The 17,658-nt window shown below is 69.6% G+C and carries 16 protein-coding genes and 1 riboswitch; of the genes, 11 read left to right on the top strand and 5 right to left on the bottom strand.

Annotation, left to right across the window (positions count from 1 at the left end; genetic code table 11):
- Positions 1-110 precede the first annotated feature (110 nt).
- The 10 genes from clsA to MKW14_RS22895 all read left to right on the top strand — a co-directional run bounded on the left by clsA (position 111) and on the right by MKW14_RS22895 (position 10,171).
- Positions 111-719, top strand: a complete 609-nt coding sequence (gene clsA, locus MKW14_RS22940) for a cardiolipin synthase ClsA (RefSeq protein WP_208784379.1) — start codon at positions 111-113, stop codon at positions 717-719.
- Between the two features lie 115 nt (positions 720-834).
- Positions 835-3,330, top strand: coding sequence for a sugar phosphate nucleotidyltransferase (locus MKW14_RS22935; RefSeq protein ID WP_240864994.1), 2,496 nt, complete (start codon positions 835-837; stop codon positions 3,328-3,330).
- A 112-nt stretch (positions 3,331-3,442) separates the two neighbouring features.
- Positions 3,443-4,348 (top strand): DUF881 domain-containing protein, encoded by a 906-nt coding sequence (locus MKW14_RS22930; protein ID WP_240864993.1) that lies wholly within the window; start codon positions 3,443-3,445, stop codon positions 4,346-4,348.
- The gene (locus MKW14_RS22925; protein WP_003988855.1) at positions 4,345-4,677 is read left to right on the top strand and encodes a small basic family protein; all 333 of its coding nucleotides are present in this window, start codon (positions 4,345-4,347) and stop codon (positions 4,675-4,677) included. The genes MKW14_RS22930 and MKW14_RS22925 overlap by 4 nt, the downstream gene beginning before the upstream one ends.
- Before the next feature lie 5 nt (positions 4,678-4,682).
- A complete protein-coding gene (locus MKW14_RS22920) occupies positions 4,683-5,540 on the top strand; it encodes a DUF881 domain-containing protein (RefSeq protein ID WP_240864992.1) in 858 nt (285 codons plus the stop codon).
- A gap of 82 nt (positions 5,541-5,622) precedes the next feature.
- Positions 5,623-6,507, top strand: coding sequence for a zinc-ribbon and FHA domain-containing protein (locus MKW14_RS22915; RefSeq protein ID WP_240864997.1), 885 nt, complete (start codon positions 5,623-5,625; stop codon positions 6,505-6,507).
- Between the two features lie 19 nt (positions 6,508-6,526).
- A complete protein-coding gene (ftsR, locus tag MKW14_RS22910; RefSeq protein ID WP_240864990.1) occupies positions 6,527-7,264 on the top strand; it encodes a transcriptional regulator FtsR in 738 nt (245 codons plus the stop codon).
- Between the two features lie 84 nt (positions 7,265-7,348).
- Positions 7,349-7,822, top strand: coding sequence for a bifunctional nuclease family protein (locus tag MKW14_RS22905; RefSeq protein WP_004002801.1), 474 nt, complete (start codon positions 7,349-7,351; stop codon positions 7,820-7,822).
- Between the two features lie 251 nt (positions 7,823-8,073).
- Complete coding sequence (locus MKW14_RS22900) at positions 8,074-8,718, top strand: MerR family transcriptional regulator (RefSeq protein ID WP_240864989.1); 645 nt, start codon at positions 8,074-8,076, stop codon at positions 8,716-8,718.
- A gap of 67 nt (positions 8,719-8,785) precedes the next feature.
- On the top strand, positions 8,786-10,171 hold the full coding sequence (locus MKW14_RS22895; RefSeq protein WP_240864988.1) for a DNA polymerase IV: 1,386 nt from the start codon (positions 8,786-8,788) through the stop codon (positions 10,169-10,171).
- An 87-nt stretch (positions 10,172-10,258) separates the two neighbouring features.
- Here MKW14_RS22895 and MKW14_RS22890 read toward each other — a convergent pair whose 3' ends face one another.
- Positions 10,259-10,636 carry a PRC-barrel domain-containing protein gene (locus MKW14_RS22890; RefSeq protein ID WP_240864987.1) on the bottom strand — a complete coding sequence of 126 codons (378 nt, stop codon included), beginning with the start codon at positions 10,634-10,636 and terminating at the stop codon, positions 10,259-10,261.
- A gap of 111 nt (positions 10,637-10,747) precedes the next feature.
- Positions 10,748-10,843: riboswitch (glycine riboswitch) on the top strand.
- Positions 10,844-11,019: 176 nt separating this feature from the next.
- Here MKW14_RS22890 and gcvP point away from each other — a divergent pair.
- Positions 11,020-13,905 (top strand): aminomethyl-transferring glycine dehydrogenase, encoded by a 2,886-nt coding sequence (gene gcvP / locus MKW14_RS22885; RefSeq protein ID WP_240864986.1) that lies wholly within the window; start codon positions 11,020-11,022, stop codon positions 13,903-13,905.
- A 46-nt stretch (positions 13,906-13,951) separates the two neighbouring features.
- Here gcvP and MKW14_RS22880 read toward each other — a convergent pair whose 3' ends face one another.
- The 4 genes from MKW14_RS22880 to MKW14_RS22865 form a co-directional block, all read right to left on the bottom strand.
- Complete coding sequence (locus MKW14_RS22880) at positions 13,952-14,371, bottom strand: TOBE domain-containing protein (protein WP_240864985.1); 420 nt, start codon at positions 14,369-14,371, stop codon at positions 13,952-13,954.
- Positions 14,372-14,466: 95 nt separating this feature from the next.
- Positions 14,467-14,862, bottom strand: a complete 396-nt coding sequence (locus MKW14_RS22875) for a TOBE domain-containing protein (RefSeq protein WP_133047636.1) — start codon at positions 14,860-14,862, stop codon at positions 14,467-14,469.
- 97 nt (positions 14,863-14,959) lie between these two features.
- Positions 14,960-15,478: a hypothetical protein gene (locus MKW14_RS22870; protein WP_240864984.1), complete on the bottom strand. Its 519-nt coding sequence runs from the start codon at positions 15,476-15,478 to the stop codon at positions 14,960-14,962.
- 107 nt (positions 15,479-15,585) lie between these two features.
- A complete protein-coding gene (locus MKW14_RS22865) occupies positions 15,586-17,532 on the bottom strand; it encodes an APC family permease (RefSeq protein WP_240864982.1) in 1,947 nt (648 codons plus the stop codon).
- Positions 17,533-17,658: the final 126 nt, after the last annotated feature.

The following is a 17,658-nucleotide window of genomic DNA, read 5'->3' as shown; positions in this document are numbered from 1 at the left end:
TCCTTTTAGAGCTCTGGCTCTTGGGCACACAAGCCCAGGAGTCAGAGCTTTTTTGCGTTGAGGTAAGGTCAGGGGGCATCGTCGGTTCGTTTCCCACAGGAGGCCCCCGGGTGGAGGTCCAGGAGACCCGTGTCCAGACGGACCGGGTCCTCACCATCCCCAACATCCTCAGCATGGCGCGTCTCGTCGGCGTGCCGATCTTCCTGTGGCTGATTCTGCGGCCTGAGTTCGGGGGACCCAAGAGTGACGGGTGGGCGCTGTTGGTGCTGGCCCTGAGCGGCATCAGCGACTACCTGGACGGCAAGCTGGCGCGGCGCTGGAACCAGATCAGCAGCCTCGGCCGGCTCCTCGACCCCGCGGCCGACCGGCTCTACATTCTCTCGACGCTGGTGGGTCTTACCTGGCGTGAGATTCTGCCGATCTGGTTGACCGCTGTACTTCTTGCGCGGGAGTTGGTCCTGCTGGTGATGGTGGGCATCCTCAGGCGACATGGGTATCCGCCGCCGCAGGTGAACTTCCTGGGCAAGGCCGCCACCTTCAACCTCATGTACGCCTTCCCGCTGCTGCTGCTCAGTGACGGAAGTGGATGGATCCCGTCACTCGCTGCTATTTTCGGATGGGCGTTCGCTGGATGGGGTACAACCCTGTACTGGTGGGCAGGAGTGCTCTACGTGGTACAAGTCCGCCGCCTGGTCCGTGCGGACGCCATGGCCGATTGAACTCACCGATTCCCGCCACCGCAGTGGCTCGATGGCCCCCGGTGGAAAAGTGCGGGAGAATCTGGACGGGTGAAGTCGGCTAGACCGTCGTCTGTTTGAGGAGGACGCTTCCGACATGAAGGCCGTCGTGATGGCCGGAGGCGAGGGCACACGCCTTCGCCCCATGACCTCGAGCATGCCCAAGCCGCTCCTGCCCGTGGCGAACCGCCCGATCATGGAGCATGTGCTGCGGCTGCTCAAAAGGCATGGGCTGAACGAGACCGTCGTAACTGTCCAGTTCCTGGCCTCCTTGGTCAAGAACTACTTCGGTGACGGCGAAGAGCTCGGTATGGAGCTTTCCTATGCCAACGAGGAGAAGCCACTCGGTACCGCCGGAAGCGTCAAGAACGCCGAAGAGGCGTTGAAGGACGATGCATTCCTCGTCATCTCCGGCGATGCGCTGACCGACTTCGACCTCACGGAGCTCATCAATTTCCACAAGGAAAAGGGTGCGCTCGTCACCGTGTGTCTGACGCGGGTGCCGAATCCCTTGGAATTCGGTATCACCATCGTCGACGAGGAAGGCAAGGTCGAGCGCTTCCTGGAGAAGCCGACCTGGGGACAGGTCTTCTCCGACACCGTGAACACGGGCATCTATGTGATGGAGCCCGAGGTCTTCGACTATGTCGAGGCCGATGTGCCCGTCGACTGGTCCGGTGACGTCTTCCCGCAGTTGATGAAGGAAGGCAAGCCGATCTACGGCTATGTGGCCGAGGGCTACTGGGAGGACGTCGGCACGCACGAGAGCTATGTGAAGGCGCAGGCCGATGTCCTGGAGGGCAAGGTCGACGTCGAGATCGACGGTTTCGAGATCTCGCCGGGCGTCTGGGTGGCGGAGGGTGCCGAAGTGCATCCGGACGCCGTGCTGCGCGGGCCTCTCTACATCGGGGACTACGCCAAGGTCGAGGCGAACGCCGAAATCCGTGAGCACACCGTCGTGGGTTCGAACGTCGTGGTGAAGAGCGGCGCTTTCCTGCACAAGGCCGTCGTGCACGACAACGTGTATGTGGGGCAGCACAGCAACCTGCGTGGCTGTGTCGTCGGAAAGAACACCGACATCATGCGCGCCGCCCGGATCGAGGACGGGGCGGTCATCGGTGACGAGTGCCTGATCGGTGAAGAATCGATCGTTCAGGGCAATGTGCGAGTCTATCCGTTCAAGACCATCGAGGCCGGCGCCTTCGTCAACACCTCGGTGATCTGGGAGTCCCGCGGTCAGGCGCATCTGTTCGGCGCCCGGGGCGTCTCCGGCATCCTGAACGTGGAGATCACGCCCGAGCTCGCCGTCCGTCTGGCCGGCGCGTACGCGACGACCCTCAAGAAGGGTTCCACCGTCACCACGGCCCGCGACCACTCCCGAGGCGCCCGTGCCCTCAAGCGGGCGGTGATCTCCGCTCTGCAGGCCAGCGCGATCGAGGTGCGGGACCTGGAGAACGTGCCGCTGCCCGTGGCCAGGCAGCAGACCGCGCGAGGCAGTTCCGGCGGGATCATGATCCGGACCACGCCGGGTGTGCCGGACTCCGTGGACATCATGTTCTTCGACGGGCAGGGCGCGGACCTCTCGCAGGGCAGCCAGCGCAAGCTGGACCGGGTGTTCGCGCGTCAGGAGTACCGGCGTGCCTTCCCCGGTGAGATCGGCGACCTGCACTTCCCGGCGAGCGTCTTCGACTCGTACACGGGTTCGTTGCTGCGCAATGTCGACACCACCGGGATCGCCGAGTCCGGGCTGAAGGTCGTCGTCGACGCGTCGAACGGAAGTGCGGGACTGGTCCTGCCCAGTCTGCTCGGGAAGCTCGGCGTGGACTCGCTGACCATCAACCCCGGACTGGACGAGTCGCGGCCCACCGAGTCGGCCGATGTGCGGCGCTCGGGGCTGGTGCGGCTCGGTGAGATCGTGGCGTCCTCGCGGGCGGCCTTCGGTGTGCGCTTCGACCCCGTCGGTGAGCGGCTCTCGCTCGTCGACGAGAAGGGGCGGATCGTCGAGGACGACCGGGCCCTGCTCGTGATGCTCGACCTGGTGGCCGCCGAGCGGCGCAGCGGCCGTGTGGCGCTGCCGGTGACGACCACGCGGATCGCCGAGCAGGTCGCCGCGTACCACGGGACGCAGGTGGAGTGGACGACGACCTCGCCCGACGATCTCACCCGGGTCGGCCGTGACGAGACGACCATCTTCGGCGGTGACGGCAAGGGCGGGTTCATCGTCCCGGAGTTCAGCAGCGTCTTCGACGGCACGGCCGCCTTCGTACGGCTGATCGGGCTGGTGGCGCGGACGCAGCTCACGCTCAGCCAGATCGACGCGCGGATTCCGCGTGCGCACGTCCTCAAGCGTGATCTGGCGACTCCGTGGGCCGTCAAGGGGCTTGTGATGCGGCGAGTGGTGGAGGAGGCGGGAGACCGCTTCGTGGACACCACCGACGGCGTGCGGGTGGTGGAGACCGACGGGCGCTGGGTGATGGTGCTGCCCGACCCGGCCGAGGCGGTCACCCATCTGTGGGCGGAGGGCCCGGACGACGCCTCCGCGCAGGCCCTGCTGGACGAGTGGTCGGCGGTCGTGGACAGCGCCGGGCGCTGAGGAAAAGCCGCAGCACACGCGCGTGCCGGACAAGTGTCCCCAAGGGGGGCCTGTCCGGCACGCCGGTGGGGCCGTTCGGAGGTACTGGTCGCGACGTGCGACGATGTGCGGCATGCCGCAGCAGCCCCCCATTCGGAGCACACCCACGCGCCCTTCGCGGCCGGACGCGTCCATGTTCCTGCTCACCAACGTCATGGACCACAGCCTCGACGACGGTTACGGCGAGGCGGCCGCCCGCAAGAAGGCGGAGGGTGCCGGCGGGCTGCCCAGGACACTCAGTGCGAAGCTCGGCCTGGCGGCCGGGCTGGTCCTCGCGGCTCTCGTCGTCACCGTGGGCGCGGCACAGGCGCGCGTGGCGGCGCCCGTCGTGGCCAAGGAGCGCCAGGAGCTGATCGACCGCATCGACCGTGAGACGGCGAGCGCGGACAAGCTGGAGGGCTCCGTCGACAAGCTGCGCGACGACGTGAGCGCGCGGCAGCGCGAGGCGCTGAAGAAGAGCGGGGCGGGCGACCGGTCGGAGCTGGTGGGCGTCCTGTCGGGTGCCGTCGCGGTCCACGGTCCCGGCGTGAAACTGGTCGTGAACGACGCCAAGGAAGCCACCAGCGGCGGCAACGGCGACCCGCGCGAGACCTCGGACTTCTCCGACACGGGCCGGGTCCGGGACCGTGACATGCAGCGTGTCGTCAACGGGCTGTGGGAGTCGGGCGCCGAGGCCGTCTCCATCAACGGGCAGCGCTTGACGGCGCTGTCGGCGATCAGGGCCGCGGGTGACGCCATACTGGTCGACAACAGGCCACTTGTTCCGCCGTACACGGTGCTCGCCGTGGGGGACGGCAAGCAGCTGAGCACCCGGTTCCAGGACAGCGTCGACGGACTGTATCTGCACGCGCTGCAGGAGAACTACGGCATCCGGACCAGCATCTCCGTGGAGAGCGACCTCCGGCTGCCCGCAGCACCGAGTGTGATCGTACGTACAGCACAGCCGAGCACCGAGAAAACCGAGAAGGGCACATCGTGATCGCCGTACTGGGCCTCGTCGTGGGAGTGGTGGCCGGACTGTTGGTCCGGCCTGAGGTTCCGGCGGTCGTCGAGCCTTATCTGCCGATCGCCGTCGTCGCGGCGCTCGACGCCGTCTTCGGTGGTCTGCGGGCCATGCTCGACGGGATCTTCGACGACAAGGTCTTCGTCGTGTCGTTCCTGTCCAACGTGGTCGTGGCCGCGCTGATCGTGTTCCTGGGCGACAAGTTGGGCGTGGGTGCCCAGCTGTCCACCGGCGTCGTCGTGGTCCTCGGCATCCGGATCTTCTCCAACGCCGCGGCGATCCGCCGGCACGTGTTCCGGGCGTGAGGCCGATGAGCGAGAAGGACGACAAGCCCGAGAACAGGCTGCGCAAGGAACTGCCCGAAGAGGTGCCCGCGGAGGCGCCCGAGGGCGACGGGGCGACGCCCGAGGTCGTCGAGGAGGCTCCCGAGGAGAAGGAGCCGGCGCTGACCGGGCGCCAGCGGCTCGTCAACGGTCTGTGGCCGCCGCGTGTCACGCGGGCCCAACTGATCGTCGCCGTGCTGCTGTTCGGGCTCGGTTTCGGACTGGCCATCCAGGTGGCCTCCAACAGCGCCAGCGACAGTGCCCTGCGCGGCGCGCGGCAGGAGGACCTCGTACGCATCCTCGATGAACTCGACGACCGTACGCAGCGTCTTGACGACGAGAAGCAGGGGCTGGAGAAGCAGCGCCAGGAGTTGGAGAACAGCTCCGACCAGGCCGAGGAGGCCCGCAAGCAGACGATCGAGAAGGAGAGGCAACTCGGCATTCTGGCGGGCACGGTGGCCGCTCAGGGACCCGGTATCACCATGACGATCGAGGACGCGAAGGGAGCGGTCGAGGCGGACAGTCTGCTCGACACGATCCAGGAGCTGCGCGCGGCGGGGGCGGAGGCGATCCAGGTGAACGGAGTGCGCGTGGTGGCGAGCACCTACTTCACCGATTCGGGCAAGAGCGTGACGGTGGACGGGAACAAGATCAACGCGCCCTATCGTTTCAAGGTCATCGGCAAGCCGGCGGACCTCGAGCCGGCGCTCAACATCCCTGGAGGCGTGGTGCAGACTCTTGAGAAGGAGCAGGCCACGGTCACTGTCGAGCGGTCGAACAAGATCGTCGTGGACGCCTTGCGAGCGGCGAAGCAGCCTGACTACGCTCGGTCGTCCTCCCAGTGAACCGGCGGTGCATGGGGGGCGTCGGGCAGGGGCATGAGGTTGCGGGGGGTCGGCGCACCGAACGGGTGGTGCGTGGTGGAAACTGTCTGGTGGATACGGACGTTGTGAGGATGTCCGGGTCGGCCGGCGTAATGAGTCAGGGTTCGTCCTGCCCCACGGGCGGGTCTGTTTCGGTCAAGGGGAATCGCCCGTGAAGTTGTTTGCGAAGTTGTTCGGCAAGAGCGCGCGAGAAGGCAGCGACAATGCCACCGCCCGCCATCGCGCACAGCCCGACGCGGAGGGCCAGCGTCCGCTGTTCCGGGACCAGGTCGGTGGTCCGGGCGGTGACATTTCCGGAGGTCAGGGCGCGCCGTCTGTTGACCCTGCGCAGTCCGGCGGCATAGGTTTCGGGCAACCGTCAACCTCAACTACGGGTGGAGGGTTTTCCCCTATGTCGGCCCTGGTGTGTACGAGGTGCGGTAACCGCAACGCGGAGAACAGCCGCTTCTGCTCCAACTGCGGCGCCCCGCTGCGGGCCGGGGCCACCCCCGAGCGCCCCTCGGAGACGACGTCCACGATCTCCATCTCCGGCCTGGAGGCCTACGACGCCGAGGTCACCGGGCAGACACAGCTGCCCGCCCTCTCGCCCGAGGCCCAGGCGGCCGTGGACGCGCTGCCGATGGGCTCCGCGCTCCTCGTCGTGCGCCGCGGACCCAACTCGGGCAGCCGCTTCCTCCTGGACAGCGACCTGACCACGGCAGGCCGCCACCCGCAGAGCGACATCTTCCTGGACGACGTGACGGTCTCGCGCCGCCATGTGGAGTTCCGCCGGGGCGGGGACGGCTCCTTCACGGTGGCCGACGTCGGCAGCCTCAACGGCACGTACGTCAACCGCGAGCGGATCGACCAGGTCGCCCTGAACAACGGCGACGAGGTGCAGATCGGCAAGTACCGGCTGGTGTTCTACGCGAGCCAGCGGGGCTACTGACCCTCCCCGGAGAAGGTCCATGCTGCAATCACCGAGCGGCGGTTCCGGGCACGGGGCCGCCGCCGCGGACAGCGGGCTGATGAGCATCGGCACGGTGCTGAACGTGCTGCGTGACGAGTTCCCCGAGGTCACCATCTCCAAGATCCGCTTCCTGGAGTCGGAGGGGCTCGTCGAGCCGCAGCGGACCCCTTCGGGGTACCGCAAGTTCACGGCCGGTGACGTCGAGCGTCTCGGTCACGTCCTGAGGATGCAGCGGGACCACTATCTGCCGCTCAAGGTGATCCGCGAGCATCTGGACGCCATGGAGCGCGGCGAGGCCCTGCCGCTGCCCGCGGTGAACCGTCAGCGGGACGGCGAGACCGTCCTGGAGCCCCTGGAGGGCCCCACCGCGGCCCGTATCGGACGGGCGGAGCTGCTCGCCGCGGCGGGGATCGACGAGCAGGAACTGAAGGAGTGGGAGTCGTACGGGCTGCTCACTCCGCTGCCGGACGGCGCGTACGACGCCGAGGCGCTCACCGTGGCCTCGCTCGTCATCGAACTCGGGCGGTTCGGGATCGAGCCGCGGCACCTGCGGGCCATGAAGGCCGCCGCAGACCGTGAGGCGGGCCTCGTGGACCAGGTGGTGGCCCCGCTGAAGCGGCACCGCAATCCGCAGACCAGGGCGCACGCGGAGGCGCGTACGAAGGAGCTGGCGGCGCTCACGGTGAAGCTCCACGCGGCGCTGGTGCAGACCGCGCTCGGCGTGCGCCTGCCCTGAGCGGGCGCGGACGCGAAGGCCGGATCGGCCCCCCGTTCCCTGCCCGACTACCCAAACGTCCCGGGCACGGCCTAGGGTTGCTGTGTGAACGAGCTCGATGTCGTAGGTGTCCGGGTCGAAATGCCCTCCAACCAACCGATCGTGCTCCTGCGGGAAGTGGGAGGCGACCGTTACCTCCCCATCTGGATCGGGCCGGGGGAGGCGACGGCGATCGCCTTCGCCCAGCAGGGCATGGCTCCCGCCCGGCCGCTGACCCACGACCTGTTCAAGGACGTGCTGGAGGCCGTCGGCCAGGAGCTCACCGAAGTACGCATCACGGATCTGCGTGAGGGCGTGTTCTACGCGGAGCTGGTCTTCGCCAGCGGGGTCGAGGTGAGCGCCCGCCCGTCCGACGCCATAGCGCTCGCGCTGCGCACCGGGACGCCGATCTACGGCAGCGACGGAGTGCTCGACGACGCCGGCATCGCGATTCCGGACGAACAGGAGGACGAGGTGGAGAAGTTCCGCGAGTTCCTCGACCAGATCTCGCCGGAGGATTTCGGCACCAGCAGCCAGTGAGGTGCGGCCGGCCCGGCGGTCCGTGACGGGCCGGTTGTGTCCGGTGACCACATAAATGCCGGCATTTGCCACCGGCGCGTGAGAGCGTCCTGCGGCCCGCTCCGAGCGCATTCGGCTAGCCTTTCCCCGCGGTGGGATACGGGAAACCACTCTTAGGGTGATTATCACTCGGCGTGCCGAGTGTGGCGGTCGTTGACGCACCCCTGGTGGCTGCCTACCTTCGAGGAGGCAGGTCAAGGACGGAGGTCGGCGTGAGAAGCAGCGGCGACGGTACGGCTGGGGGTGCCCCCGGACGTGAGGTGGGGGCAAGCCTCCCGTATCCGCTTCACGGCAGCGCGGCCGATCACGCTCCCCAGCGACCGACGGCCGTGCCCAGCAGCGGAGGGGCGACGTCCATGGCGTCCGAGCAGATCGGCTACCGCGGTCCCACGGCCTGCGCGGCCGCCGGTATCACCTACCGGCAACTCGACTACTGGGCGCGCACCGGGCTCGTGGAGCCGAGCGTGCGGCCCGCGTACGGGTCGGGGACTCAGCGGTTGTACAGCTTCCGGGACGTGGTCGTCCTGAAGATCGTCAAGCGGTTCCTGGACACCGGCGTGTCGCTGCAGAACATCCGCACGGCCGTGCAGCACCTGCGGGAGCGCGGCTTCCGGGACCTGGAGCGCATGACGCTGATGAGCGACGGCGCCACGGTCTACGAGTGCACCTCGCCGGACGAGGTCCACGCCCTGCTGCAGGGCGGGCAGGGGATCTTCGGGATCGCCGTCGGGGTGGTCTGGCGGGACGTCGAGAGCGCGCTGTCCCAGCTGCACGGCGAGCGGATCGACACCGGCGAGACCCTCGTCGGGCAGAATCCGGCGGACGAGCTGGCGCGGCGGCGCAACCGGGCGGTCTGAGACGCGGGCGCGGGCCGCCCGACGTCGTACGGGGGCATTGTCAGTGGCGTAGGGCAGCATCGGAGATGTGAGGAACGCGCCCACCATCCTGCATCTCGACATGGATGCCTTCTACGCCTCGGCGGAGCAGGCGTCCAAGCCGAGTCTGCGCGGGAAGGCCGTGGTCGTGGGCGGGCTGGGGCCGCGCGGTGTGGTGGCCACGGCGTCGTACGAGGCGCGGGTCTTCGGGGTGCGGTCCGCGATGCCGATGGCCCAGGCGCGGCGGCTGGCGCCGAACGCCGCGTACCTGGTGCCGAGGTTCGGCTTCTACCGGGCGATCAGCGAGCAGGTGATGGGGCTGCTGCACGAGTTGTCGCCGCTGGTGGAGCCGTTGAGCCTGGACGAGGCGTTCGTGGACCTGGAGGCCGGTGAGGCGGCCTGGGACGAGGCGTCGGCCAGGCTGGTGGGGGAGAAGCTGCGCGCGGACATACGGGCCGGCACGGGGCTCACCGGGTCCGTCGGGCTCGCCGCGTCCAAGATGGTCGCCAAGATCGCCTCCGAGGAGGCCAAGCCCGACGGACTGGTGCTGATCGAGCCGGGGACCGAGCGGGCGCTGCTCGGGCCGATGTCGGTGCGGACGCTGCCCGGGGTGGGGCCGGCGACGGGCGACCATCTGCGGCGGGCCGGGATCACCACGGTCGACGACATCGCGGAGGCCGGGGAGGACGAGCTGGTACGGCTGCTCGGCAAGGCGCACGGGCACGCGCTGTACGCCATGGCGCTGGCGCACGACGACCGGCCGGTGGTCGCCGAGCGGGAGGCGAAGTCGGTGTCGGTCGAGGACACCTACGACGTGGACATCCACGACCGGATCCGGGTCGGGCTGGAGGTGCAGCGACTGGCGGACCGGTGCGTGCGAAGACTCCGGGCGGCGGGGCTGTCGGGGCGGACGATCGTGCTGAAGGTGCGGCGCTACGACTTCTCGACGCTGACCCGGTCCGAGACGTTGCGCGGGCCCACGGACGATCCGGCGGTGGTGCGGGAGGCCGCGGCCCGGCTGCTGGACGCCGTGGACACGACGGGGGGTGTGCGGCTGCTCGGGGTGGGGGTGAGCGGGCTGGCCGACTACACCCAGGAGGACCTGTTCGCGCAGGCCACCGGAGAGACGACGGGGATGGAGCATGCCGGGGACGAGGGGGCGGAGGAGCCCGCCGAGGAGCAGCTGACCGTGGTCGAGCGGCGATGGCCGGCGGGGCACGACGTCCGGCATGCCGAGTTCGGGCACGGGTGGGTGCAGGGGAGCGGGCTGGGGCGGGTGACCGTGCGGTTCGAGACGCCGTGGTCCGAGCCCGGGAGGGTGCGGACGTTCCGGGTCGACGACCCTGAGCTGGAGGGGGCCGAACCCTTGCCGTTGGTGGCGGAGAGACCCGAGGCCTCGGTGGATGGAGGTGGCGTGAGCAAGGGCAACAAGTGAGCGGTACGGGTCGAGGGGGCGGCGGGGCGCGGTGTGAGCGGGGTGGCGTGTGAGCGAGGCCGGCTGCGGGTGCCGGCGGGGCGGGCGTCAGGCGTCCGCGTCCTCCTGGCCCGCGAGTCGGCCGAAGTCGCGGTCCGGGAGCGAGGGGGGTGAGGCCAGGTGGAGGCCGTAGTGGTGGTAGAGCTGGAGTTCCTGCTCGGGGGAGAGGTGGCGGCCCACGCCGAAGTCGGGGGCGTCCTTGATCAGGGCCCGGTCGTAGGGGACGTGGAGGGTGCCTTCGACCAGCTCGCTGGGCTCCAGGGGGACGAAGGCGTCGCGGGAGAAGAGACCGGTGCGTATGGCCGCCCACTCGGGCACACCGGTGGCGTCGTCGAGATAGACCTCGTCGATGGTGCCGATCTTCGTGCCGTTGCGGTCGAACGCCTTGCGGCCGATCAGGTTGCGCGGATCGATGTCGGTCTGCACGGGCCCTCCACATGGTCGCGACTCATCCGTAAGCACTACGAAAGTGCACATCGGGCGACGCGGCCACTCGAGCCGGGCTGTAGAGCGCACTGGTACTCTGTCAACGGCTGATGACCCCGTGCGGGAGAGTCCTCCGGGTGACACCGGAGGCGCCGAAGGAGCAAATCCTCCCCGGAATCTCTCAGGCTCACGTACCGCACGGACGAGGTCACTCTGGAAAGCAGGGCGGGTGTCACGGCTTCCGCTCTCACCGACGGTGAAAACCGGGAGCTTTCGGGCCACCCGGTGAAGCTCTCAGGTCGAGATGACAGAGGGGGAGGCCGTTCGGGTACCCGTGCCGTGGTGCCCCTCGAAGGTCGTGTCAGACCAGGAGGCCTCCGCAAATGACCGCCCATCGCATTCCGCTCTCCGAGCTCGAGAAGGGGATCCCCTTCGAGCAGCGCCACATCGGGCCCGACCAGGAAGCCCGGGCGAAGATGCTCGCCCACATCGGGTACGGCTCGCTGGACGAGCTGACCACCGCCGCGGTGCCGGACGTCATCAGGAACGCCGATGCCCTGGAGCTGCCGGGAGCGCGGACCGAGGCCGAGGTGTTGGCCGAGCTGCGTTCGCTGGCCGACCGCAACCAGGTGCTCGGCTCCATGATCGGGCTCGGCTACTACGGCACCTTCACGCCGCCCGTGATCCTGCGGAACGTGATGGAGAACCCCGCCTGGTACACGGCCTACACCCCCTACCAGCCGGAGATCTCCCAGGGGCGGCTGGAGGCCCTGCTCAACTTCCAGACCATGGTCGCCGACCTCACCGGGCTGCCCACCTCCGGCGCCTCGCTGCTCGACGAGGGGACGGCGGCGGCCGAGGCCATGTCCCTGTCCCGCCGCATGGGCAAGAACAAGAGGGGCCTGTTCCTGGTCGACGCGGACGTGCTGCCGCAGACCATCGCCGTGATCGAGACCCGCGCCGAGCCGACGGGCGTGGAGGTCGTGGTCGCCGACCTGAGCGACGGGATCCCGGCCGAGGTCGCCGGCCGTGAGATCAACGGGGTGCTGGTCCAGTACCCCGGCGCCTCCGGTGCCGTACGCGACATCAAGGCGGTGATCGACCAGGCGCACGACCTGGGGGCCCTGGTCACCGTCGCCGCCGATCTGCTCGCCCTCACCCTGCTGAAGTCGCCCGGCGAGCTCGGGGCCGACATCGCGGTCGGGACGACCCAGCGGTTCGGTGTGCCGATGGGCTTCGGCGGGCCGCACGCGGGCTACATGGCCGTGCACGAGAAGTTCGCGCGCAGCCTGCCCGGACGGCTCGTGGGGGTGTCCGTGGACGCGGACGGGCACCAGGCGTACCGGCTGGCCCTGCAGACCCGTGAGCAGCACATCCGGCGGGAGAAGGCCACCAGCAACATCTGCACCGCGCAGGTGCTGCTCGCGGTCATGGCCGGGATGTACGCCGTGTACCACGGTCCCGAGGGCCTGCGGGGCATCGCCTGGCGCACCCACCGCTACGCCACCATCCTCGTCGAGGGCCTGAAGGCCGGGGGCGTCGAGGTGGTGCACGGGGCGTACTTCGACACGCTCACCGTGCGGGTCCCCGGACGGGCCGGCGAGGTCGTCGCGGCCGCCCGGGACAACGGCGTCAACCTGCGCCTCGTCGACGCCGACCAGGTGTCGATCGCCTGCGACGAGACGACCGGGCGGGCCCAGCTGGCGGCCGTGTGGGCGGCCTTCGGGGTCGAGGGCGACGTCGAGGCGCTGGACGCGGTCGCCGGGGCGGCCCTGCCCGAGGACCTGCTGCGCCGGGACGACGTCCTCACCCACCCGGTCTTCCACCAGCACCGCTCCGAGACCGCCATGCTGCGCTACCTGCGCAGGCTGGCCGACCGGGACTACGCGCTCGACCGGGGCATGATCCCGCTGGGCTCCTGCACCATGAAGCTCAACGCGACCACCGAGATGGAGCCGGTCACCTGGCCCGAGTTCGGTCAGCTGCACCCCTTCGCGCCCGCCGAGCAGGCGCAGGGCTACCTCACGCTCATCCATGAGCTGGAGGAACGTCTCGCCGAGGTCACCGGGTACGACAAGGTGTCGCTGCAGCCGAACGCCGGGTCGCAGGGCGAGCTGGCCGGGCTGCTGGCCGTCCGCGGATACCACCGGGCCAACGGGGACGAGCAGCGGACCGTGTGTCTGATCCCGTCCTCCGCGCACGGTACCAACGCCGCCAGCGCCGTGATGGCCGGGATGAAGGTCGTCGTCGTGAAGACCGCCGAGGACGGCGAGATCGACGTCGAGGATCTGAGGGCGAGGATCGAGCAGTACCGCGACGAGCTGGCCGTGCTGATGATCACGTACCCGTCGACGCACGGGGTGTTCGAGGAGCACGTCGCCGACATCTGCGCACAGGTGCACGAGGCCGGCGGGCAGGTCTACGTCGACGGCGCCAACCTCAACGCGCTGGTCGGGCTGGCCAAGCCGGGCCACTTCGGCGGGGACGTCTCGCACCTGAACCTGCACAAGACCTTCTGCATCCCGCACGGCGGCGGCGGTCCGGGCGTCGGCCCGGTGGGTGTGCGCTCGCACCTGGCGCCGTACCTGCCCAACCACCCGCTGCAGCCGGAGGCCGGCCCGGAGACCGGCGTGGGGCCCATCTCGGCCGCGCCCTGGGGTTCCGCGGGCATCCTGCCGATCTCCTGGGCGTACGTCCGGCTCATGGGCGGTGAGGGGCTCAAGCGGGCCACTCAGGTGGCCGTGCTGTCCGCCAACTACATCGCCAAGCGGCTCGAGCCGCACTACCCGGTGCTCTACACCGGGCCCGGCGGTCTGGTCGCGCACGAGTGCATCATCGACCTGCGGCCGCTGACCAAGGCGACCGGCGTGAGCGTCGACGACGTCGCCAAGCGGCTCATCGACTACGGCTTCCACGCGCCGACCATGTCCTTCCCGGTGGCCGGCACGCTGATGATCGAGCCGACCGAGTCCGAGGACCTGACCGAGCTGGACCGGTTCTGCGACGCGATGATCGCCATCCGTGCGGAGATCGAGAAGGTCGGCGCGGGGGAGTGGCCGGCGGATGACAACCCGCTGCGCAACGCGCCGCACACCGCCGCCGCGCTGGGCGGCGAGTGGGAGCACGCGTACACGCGCGAGGAGGCCGTCTTCCCGGCCGGTGTCTCGGCCGCCGCCAAGTACTGGCCGCCGGTGCGGCGGATCGACCAGGCCTTCGGCGACCGCAACCTGGTGTGCTCGTGCCCGCCGCTGGACGCCTACGAGGACTGAGCCAGTCGTGGATGAGGGGCCCCGCTTCGGCGGGGCCCTTTGCATGTCAGGCCGTGGCCAGCGACACCTCGGTCGACTTGATCAGGGCGACCACGGACGCACCGGTCGTCAGACCCAGGTCGGTCGCCGCGTCCCTGGTGATCGCGGAGGTGAGTTCGCCGCCCTCGACCGCGACCTTCACGGAGGCCATGGCGCCGCCGGTGGCGATGTCGGTGACCGTGCCGGGCAGTTGGTTGCGGATGGACACTCCCTGGACCGGCGCGGTGGCGAGGGACACCTCCGTCGACTTCACCAGGGCGCGTACGGCGGTCCCCGCGGTGAGGCCGAGTTCCTCGACGGACTCCAGGGTGATCGCCGCGGTGATCTCCTGGCCGCCGGTGAGGCGGACCTTGACGGTGGCCATGACCTCGCCCGGGGTGACTGCGGTGACCGTGCCGGGGATCTGGTTGCGGATGCTCAGACTCATGGGAAGGCCTCGCGGGAGATGGGGGATTTGTGGGTCCTGTGGGCGTTTGTGCCCACGGGTCACCGTAGCCGCCGCGGGCCGTTCCGGCCGGGAGGTCAGACGCGGTCGATGTGGACGTTCGTCGACTTCACGCGGGCCGTGGCCTCCATGCCGACCTCCAGGCCCAGTTCCTCCACGGCCTCCCGGGTCAGCAGGGAGACCAGACGGTGCGGGCCGGCCTGGATCTCGACCTGGGCGGCCACGTCGCCGAGTTTGATCGCGGTGACGATGCCGGGGAAGGCGTTGCGGACCGAGGTGTACGAGGTCTCCTCCTCGCCGGTGCCCGCCTTGGCGAGCTCGACAGAGAAGGCGGCCAGGTCCCGGCCGTCGATGAGTCGCCGTCCGCCCTCGTCGCGGTGGGTCACCACGCGGCCGGCGTCCGCCCAGCGCCGCGCGGTGTCCGGGCTGACGCCGAGCAGCCGCGCCGCCTGGCCGATCGTGTAGCTCTGCATGCCGTAACGATAGGGGCGTGGCCGGGGGCCGGTGGAATGGACCGCTGCTGAAGAGGTTGGCGCTGGTCGCCGGGCGGTCGAGGGCGCGGCGCCGGCGTCAGGAGAGGCCCGACTCCCTGAGGACGGCCTGCGCGGTCTCGTCGTCGATCCGGTGACCGAGGCGAAGCAGCACCTCCGTGCCCTGACGCAGGGTGCCGCGCTCGATGGAGCGGCGCACGCCCGTGTCGAGTTCGTGCCACAGCAGGGGGTCGGCCATCAGGACACGGGGGTCGAGTTCGAGCCGGCCGCCGTGGGCGTCGCGCAGGACCAGATGGGAGGAGGCGCCGCTGTACTGCCGTACGGCGATCAGGGCGTCCGTGCGCACCAGGCGCCTGCGCAGTGGGCCGCGGGCGGCCAGCCAGCCGGGGCCCGCGGTCACGCGGGGCGGGAGCAGGACCGTGAAGACGGCCGCGGACAGGACGAGCCAGAGCAGGGCGCGCGGTGCGGTCAGGGTCTCCGCGTCCCAGTCGACCAGCATGGTCATCGCGCAGAACGCGGCGGCGCAGCCCGCGGCGAGCCGGGCACTGCCGCGCCAGTGGCGGTCCCCGACCGGGCTCGGACGTCTGCTGCTGGGCATGTGCCGACGGTAGGGCGCCCTCGACGGCTTGGCGCCGCCGCTGACGGGGCCCTGACGCGGTACGCCGCCTTCTTGACGGTTTCCTTACGCGGAGAGGGCGGGCGCGCTCAACCAGTGTGCACCCGGGGTCGCCGTACGCGGTCCGGTTCCGCCTCCCGGAGGACCTCCCGGGTGACCGGGGCGACCTCGCCCTGGCCGAAGAGGAAGAAGCGCAGGAAGTTGGCGAAGGGGGTGCCCTCGGTCCACTCGAAGTAGATGTGCGGGATGCAGTTCGTGCTGTCGCGGACGTGGAGGGCGAGGGCGGCCAGGGCGTTGGGGATGGAGGAGGACTCCAGGGTCAGGACGCGGTAGCGGTTGTGCAGGACCTCGCCGTGGACCGTCAGGCCCGCCTCGAACTCGGACGGGTCGGTGACCGTGACCTCCACGAAGACGAAGTCCTCGCCGGGGATGTCGTTGTCGGCGCGGATCTGCTCGATCTTGTCGCGGTACTCGGCCTTGTCACGTCGGCCGGGCTCGTTGGCGATGAGCCGTATCTTCCGGCTGGACATGTCCCGGATGAATCGTTCCGCCATGTCGTCGAGCTCGACGTGCGTGACGCGCAGCTCGAAGGCGCGGGCCAGCCGGGACAGCAGGGAGACGAGGATGATGCCCGCGATGAAGCAGGCGCCGATCTTGACGCCGTCCGGGCGTTCGACGACGTTCGCGCCGGTGACGTAGAGCAGGACCGCCGAGACGATGCCGAAGCCGATGGTCCAGCCGCGCTGGCCCGCGCGTCGGGCGGCGATGGTCACCGCGATCGCGGCCGAGGACATGAGAACCAGGACGCCGGTGGCGTAGGCGCCGCCCTGGGCGTCGACGTTCGCGTCGAAGATCCAGGTGACCAGGAAGGCGATCAGGGTGAAGACGATGACCATGGGCCGTACGGCGCGGGCCCAGTGCGGGGCCATGCCGTAGCGGGGCAGGTAGCGCGGCATCAGGTTGAGCAGGCCGGCCATCGCGGAGGCGCCGGCGAACCACAGGATGGCGATGGTCGAGACGTCGTAGACCGTGCCGAAGGCGCCGCCCAGGTACTGGTGCGCGAGGTAGGCCAGGGCGCGGCCGTTGGCCTGGCCGCCGTTCTTGAACTCCTTCTCCGGGATCAGCACCGTGGTGATGAAGCTGGTGGCGATCAGGAAGACGCTCATGATCAGGGCGGCGGTCGTCAGGAGCTTCTTGGTGTCCCGGATACGGCCCTTGGGGTTCTCCTCGGTGTCACCGGGGTCGCCCTGCACGTGCGGCATGACCGCGACGCCGGTCTCGAAGCCGGACAGGCCGAGCGCCAGCTTCGGGAAGACCAGCAGGGAGACGCCGATCATGGCGAAGACGTTCCCGTGCTCCGCGGTGAGGGCGCTGGTCCAGTCGGTGACCACATGGCCCTCGGTGAGGACGTGCCAGAAGCCGACGGCCACGACCACGGCGTTGAGCCCGAGGTAGGCGACCACCAGGGCCACCGCGACGCCGATCGCCTCCAGGAAGCCCTTGAGGAAGACCGCGCCGAGCAGGGCGACCAGGATCAGGGTGATCACCATCTGCTGGCCGTGCAGGGTGCTGGTCAGGTGCGGGTTCTCGACGAGGTGGGTCGAGGCGTCCGCGGCCGAGAGGGTGATGGTGATGAGGAAGTCGGTGGCGGCGAAGCCGAGCAGGGCGAGGACGAACAGCTTGCCCTGCCAGAACGACAGCAGCCGCTCCAGCATGGCGATCGAGCCCTCGCCGTGCGGGCTCTCCTCGGCGACCCGGCGGTAGACCGGCAGGGCGCCGGCCAGGGTCACGATCACGAGCACGATGGTCGCGACCGGTGAGAGCAGACCGGCCGCCAGGGCAGCGATGCCGGGCTGGTAGCCGAGGGTCGAGAAGTAGTCCACACCGGTCAGACACATGACCCGGTACCAGCGCTGGCCCTTGTGCGGGGGCTCCGGCAGGGCGTGCGGGGCCTGCTGGATCCCCTTGCCCATGTCGGACAGCCCCTCCAGCATCCAGGCGCGCATACGACTGGGAGGGTGTTCGGTCGTGGCCATCGGGTGCTCCTGATGTGCGGGCCGTCGTGCGGTTCTGGCCATCACGCGGACGGCGGCACCAGCGTAAGCGGAGAGTTACGTGTGGGCCCACGAATGAGACGGTCAAGAGCGTCAATCTTGCGTTAA

Origin of the sequence: Streptomyces gilvus, assembly GCF_022513565.1 — a bacterium.
Taxonomy (GTDB): domain Bacteria; phylum Actinomycetota; class Actinomycetes; order Streptomycetales; family Streptomycetaceae; genus Streptomyces; species Streptomyces gilvus.
This window is presented reverse-complemented; position numbering and strand designations above follow the sequence as displayed.

Excerpts from the sequence above, each read along its gene's own strand:
- MKW14_RS22920 (WP_240864992.1), top strand. The coding sequence starts at position 4,683 with ATGAGCGAGAAGGACGACAAGCCCGAGAACAGGCTGCGCAAGGAACTG.
- ftsR (WP_240864990.1), top strand. The coding sequence starts at position 6,527 with ATGCTGCAATCACCGAGCGGCGGTTCCGGGCACGGGGCCGCCGCCGCG.
- gcvP (WP_240864986.1), top strand. The coding sequence starts at position 11,020 with ATGACCGCCCATCGCATTCCGCTCTCCGAGCTCGAGAAGGGGATCCCC.
- MKW14_RS22930 (WP_240864993.1), top strand. The coding sequence starts at position 3,443 with ATGCCGCAGCAGCCCCCCATTCGGAGCACACCCACGCGCCCTTCGCGG.
- MKW14_RS22880 (WP_240864985.1), bottom strand. The coding sequence starts at position 14,371 with ATGAGTCTGAGCATCCGCAACCAGATCCCCGGCACGGTCACCGCAGTC.
- MKW14_RS22870 (WP_240864984.1), bottom strand. The coding sequence starts at position 15,478 with ATGCCCAGCAGCAGACGTCCGAGCCCGGTCGGGGACCGCCACTGGCGC.
- MKW14_RS22875 (WP_133047636.1), bottom strand. The coding sequence starts at position 14,862 with ATGCAGAGCTACACGATCGGCCAGGCGGCGCGGCTGCTCGGCGTCAGC.
- MKW14_RS22865 (WP_240864982.1), bottom strand. The coding sequence starts at position 17,532 with ATGGCCACGACCGAACACCCTCCCAGTCGTATGCGCGCCTGGATGCTG.
- MKW14_RS22935 (WP_240864994.1), top strand. The coding sequence starts at position 835 with ATGAAGGCCGTCGTGATGGCCGGAGGCGAGGGCACACGCCTTCGCCCC.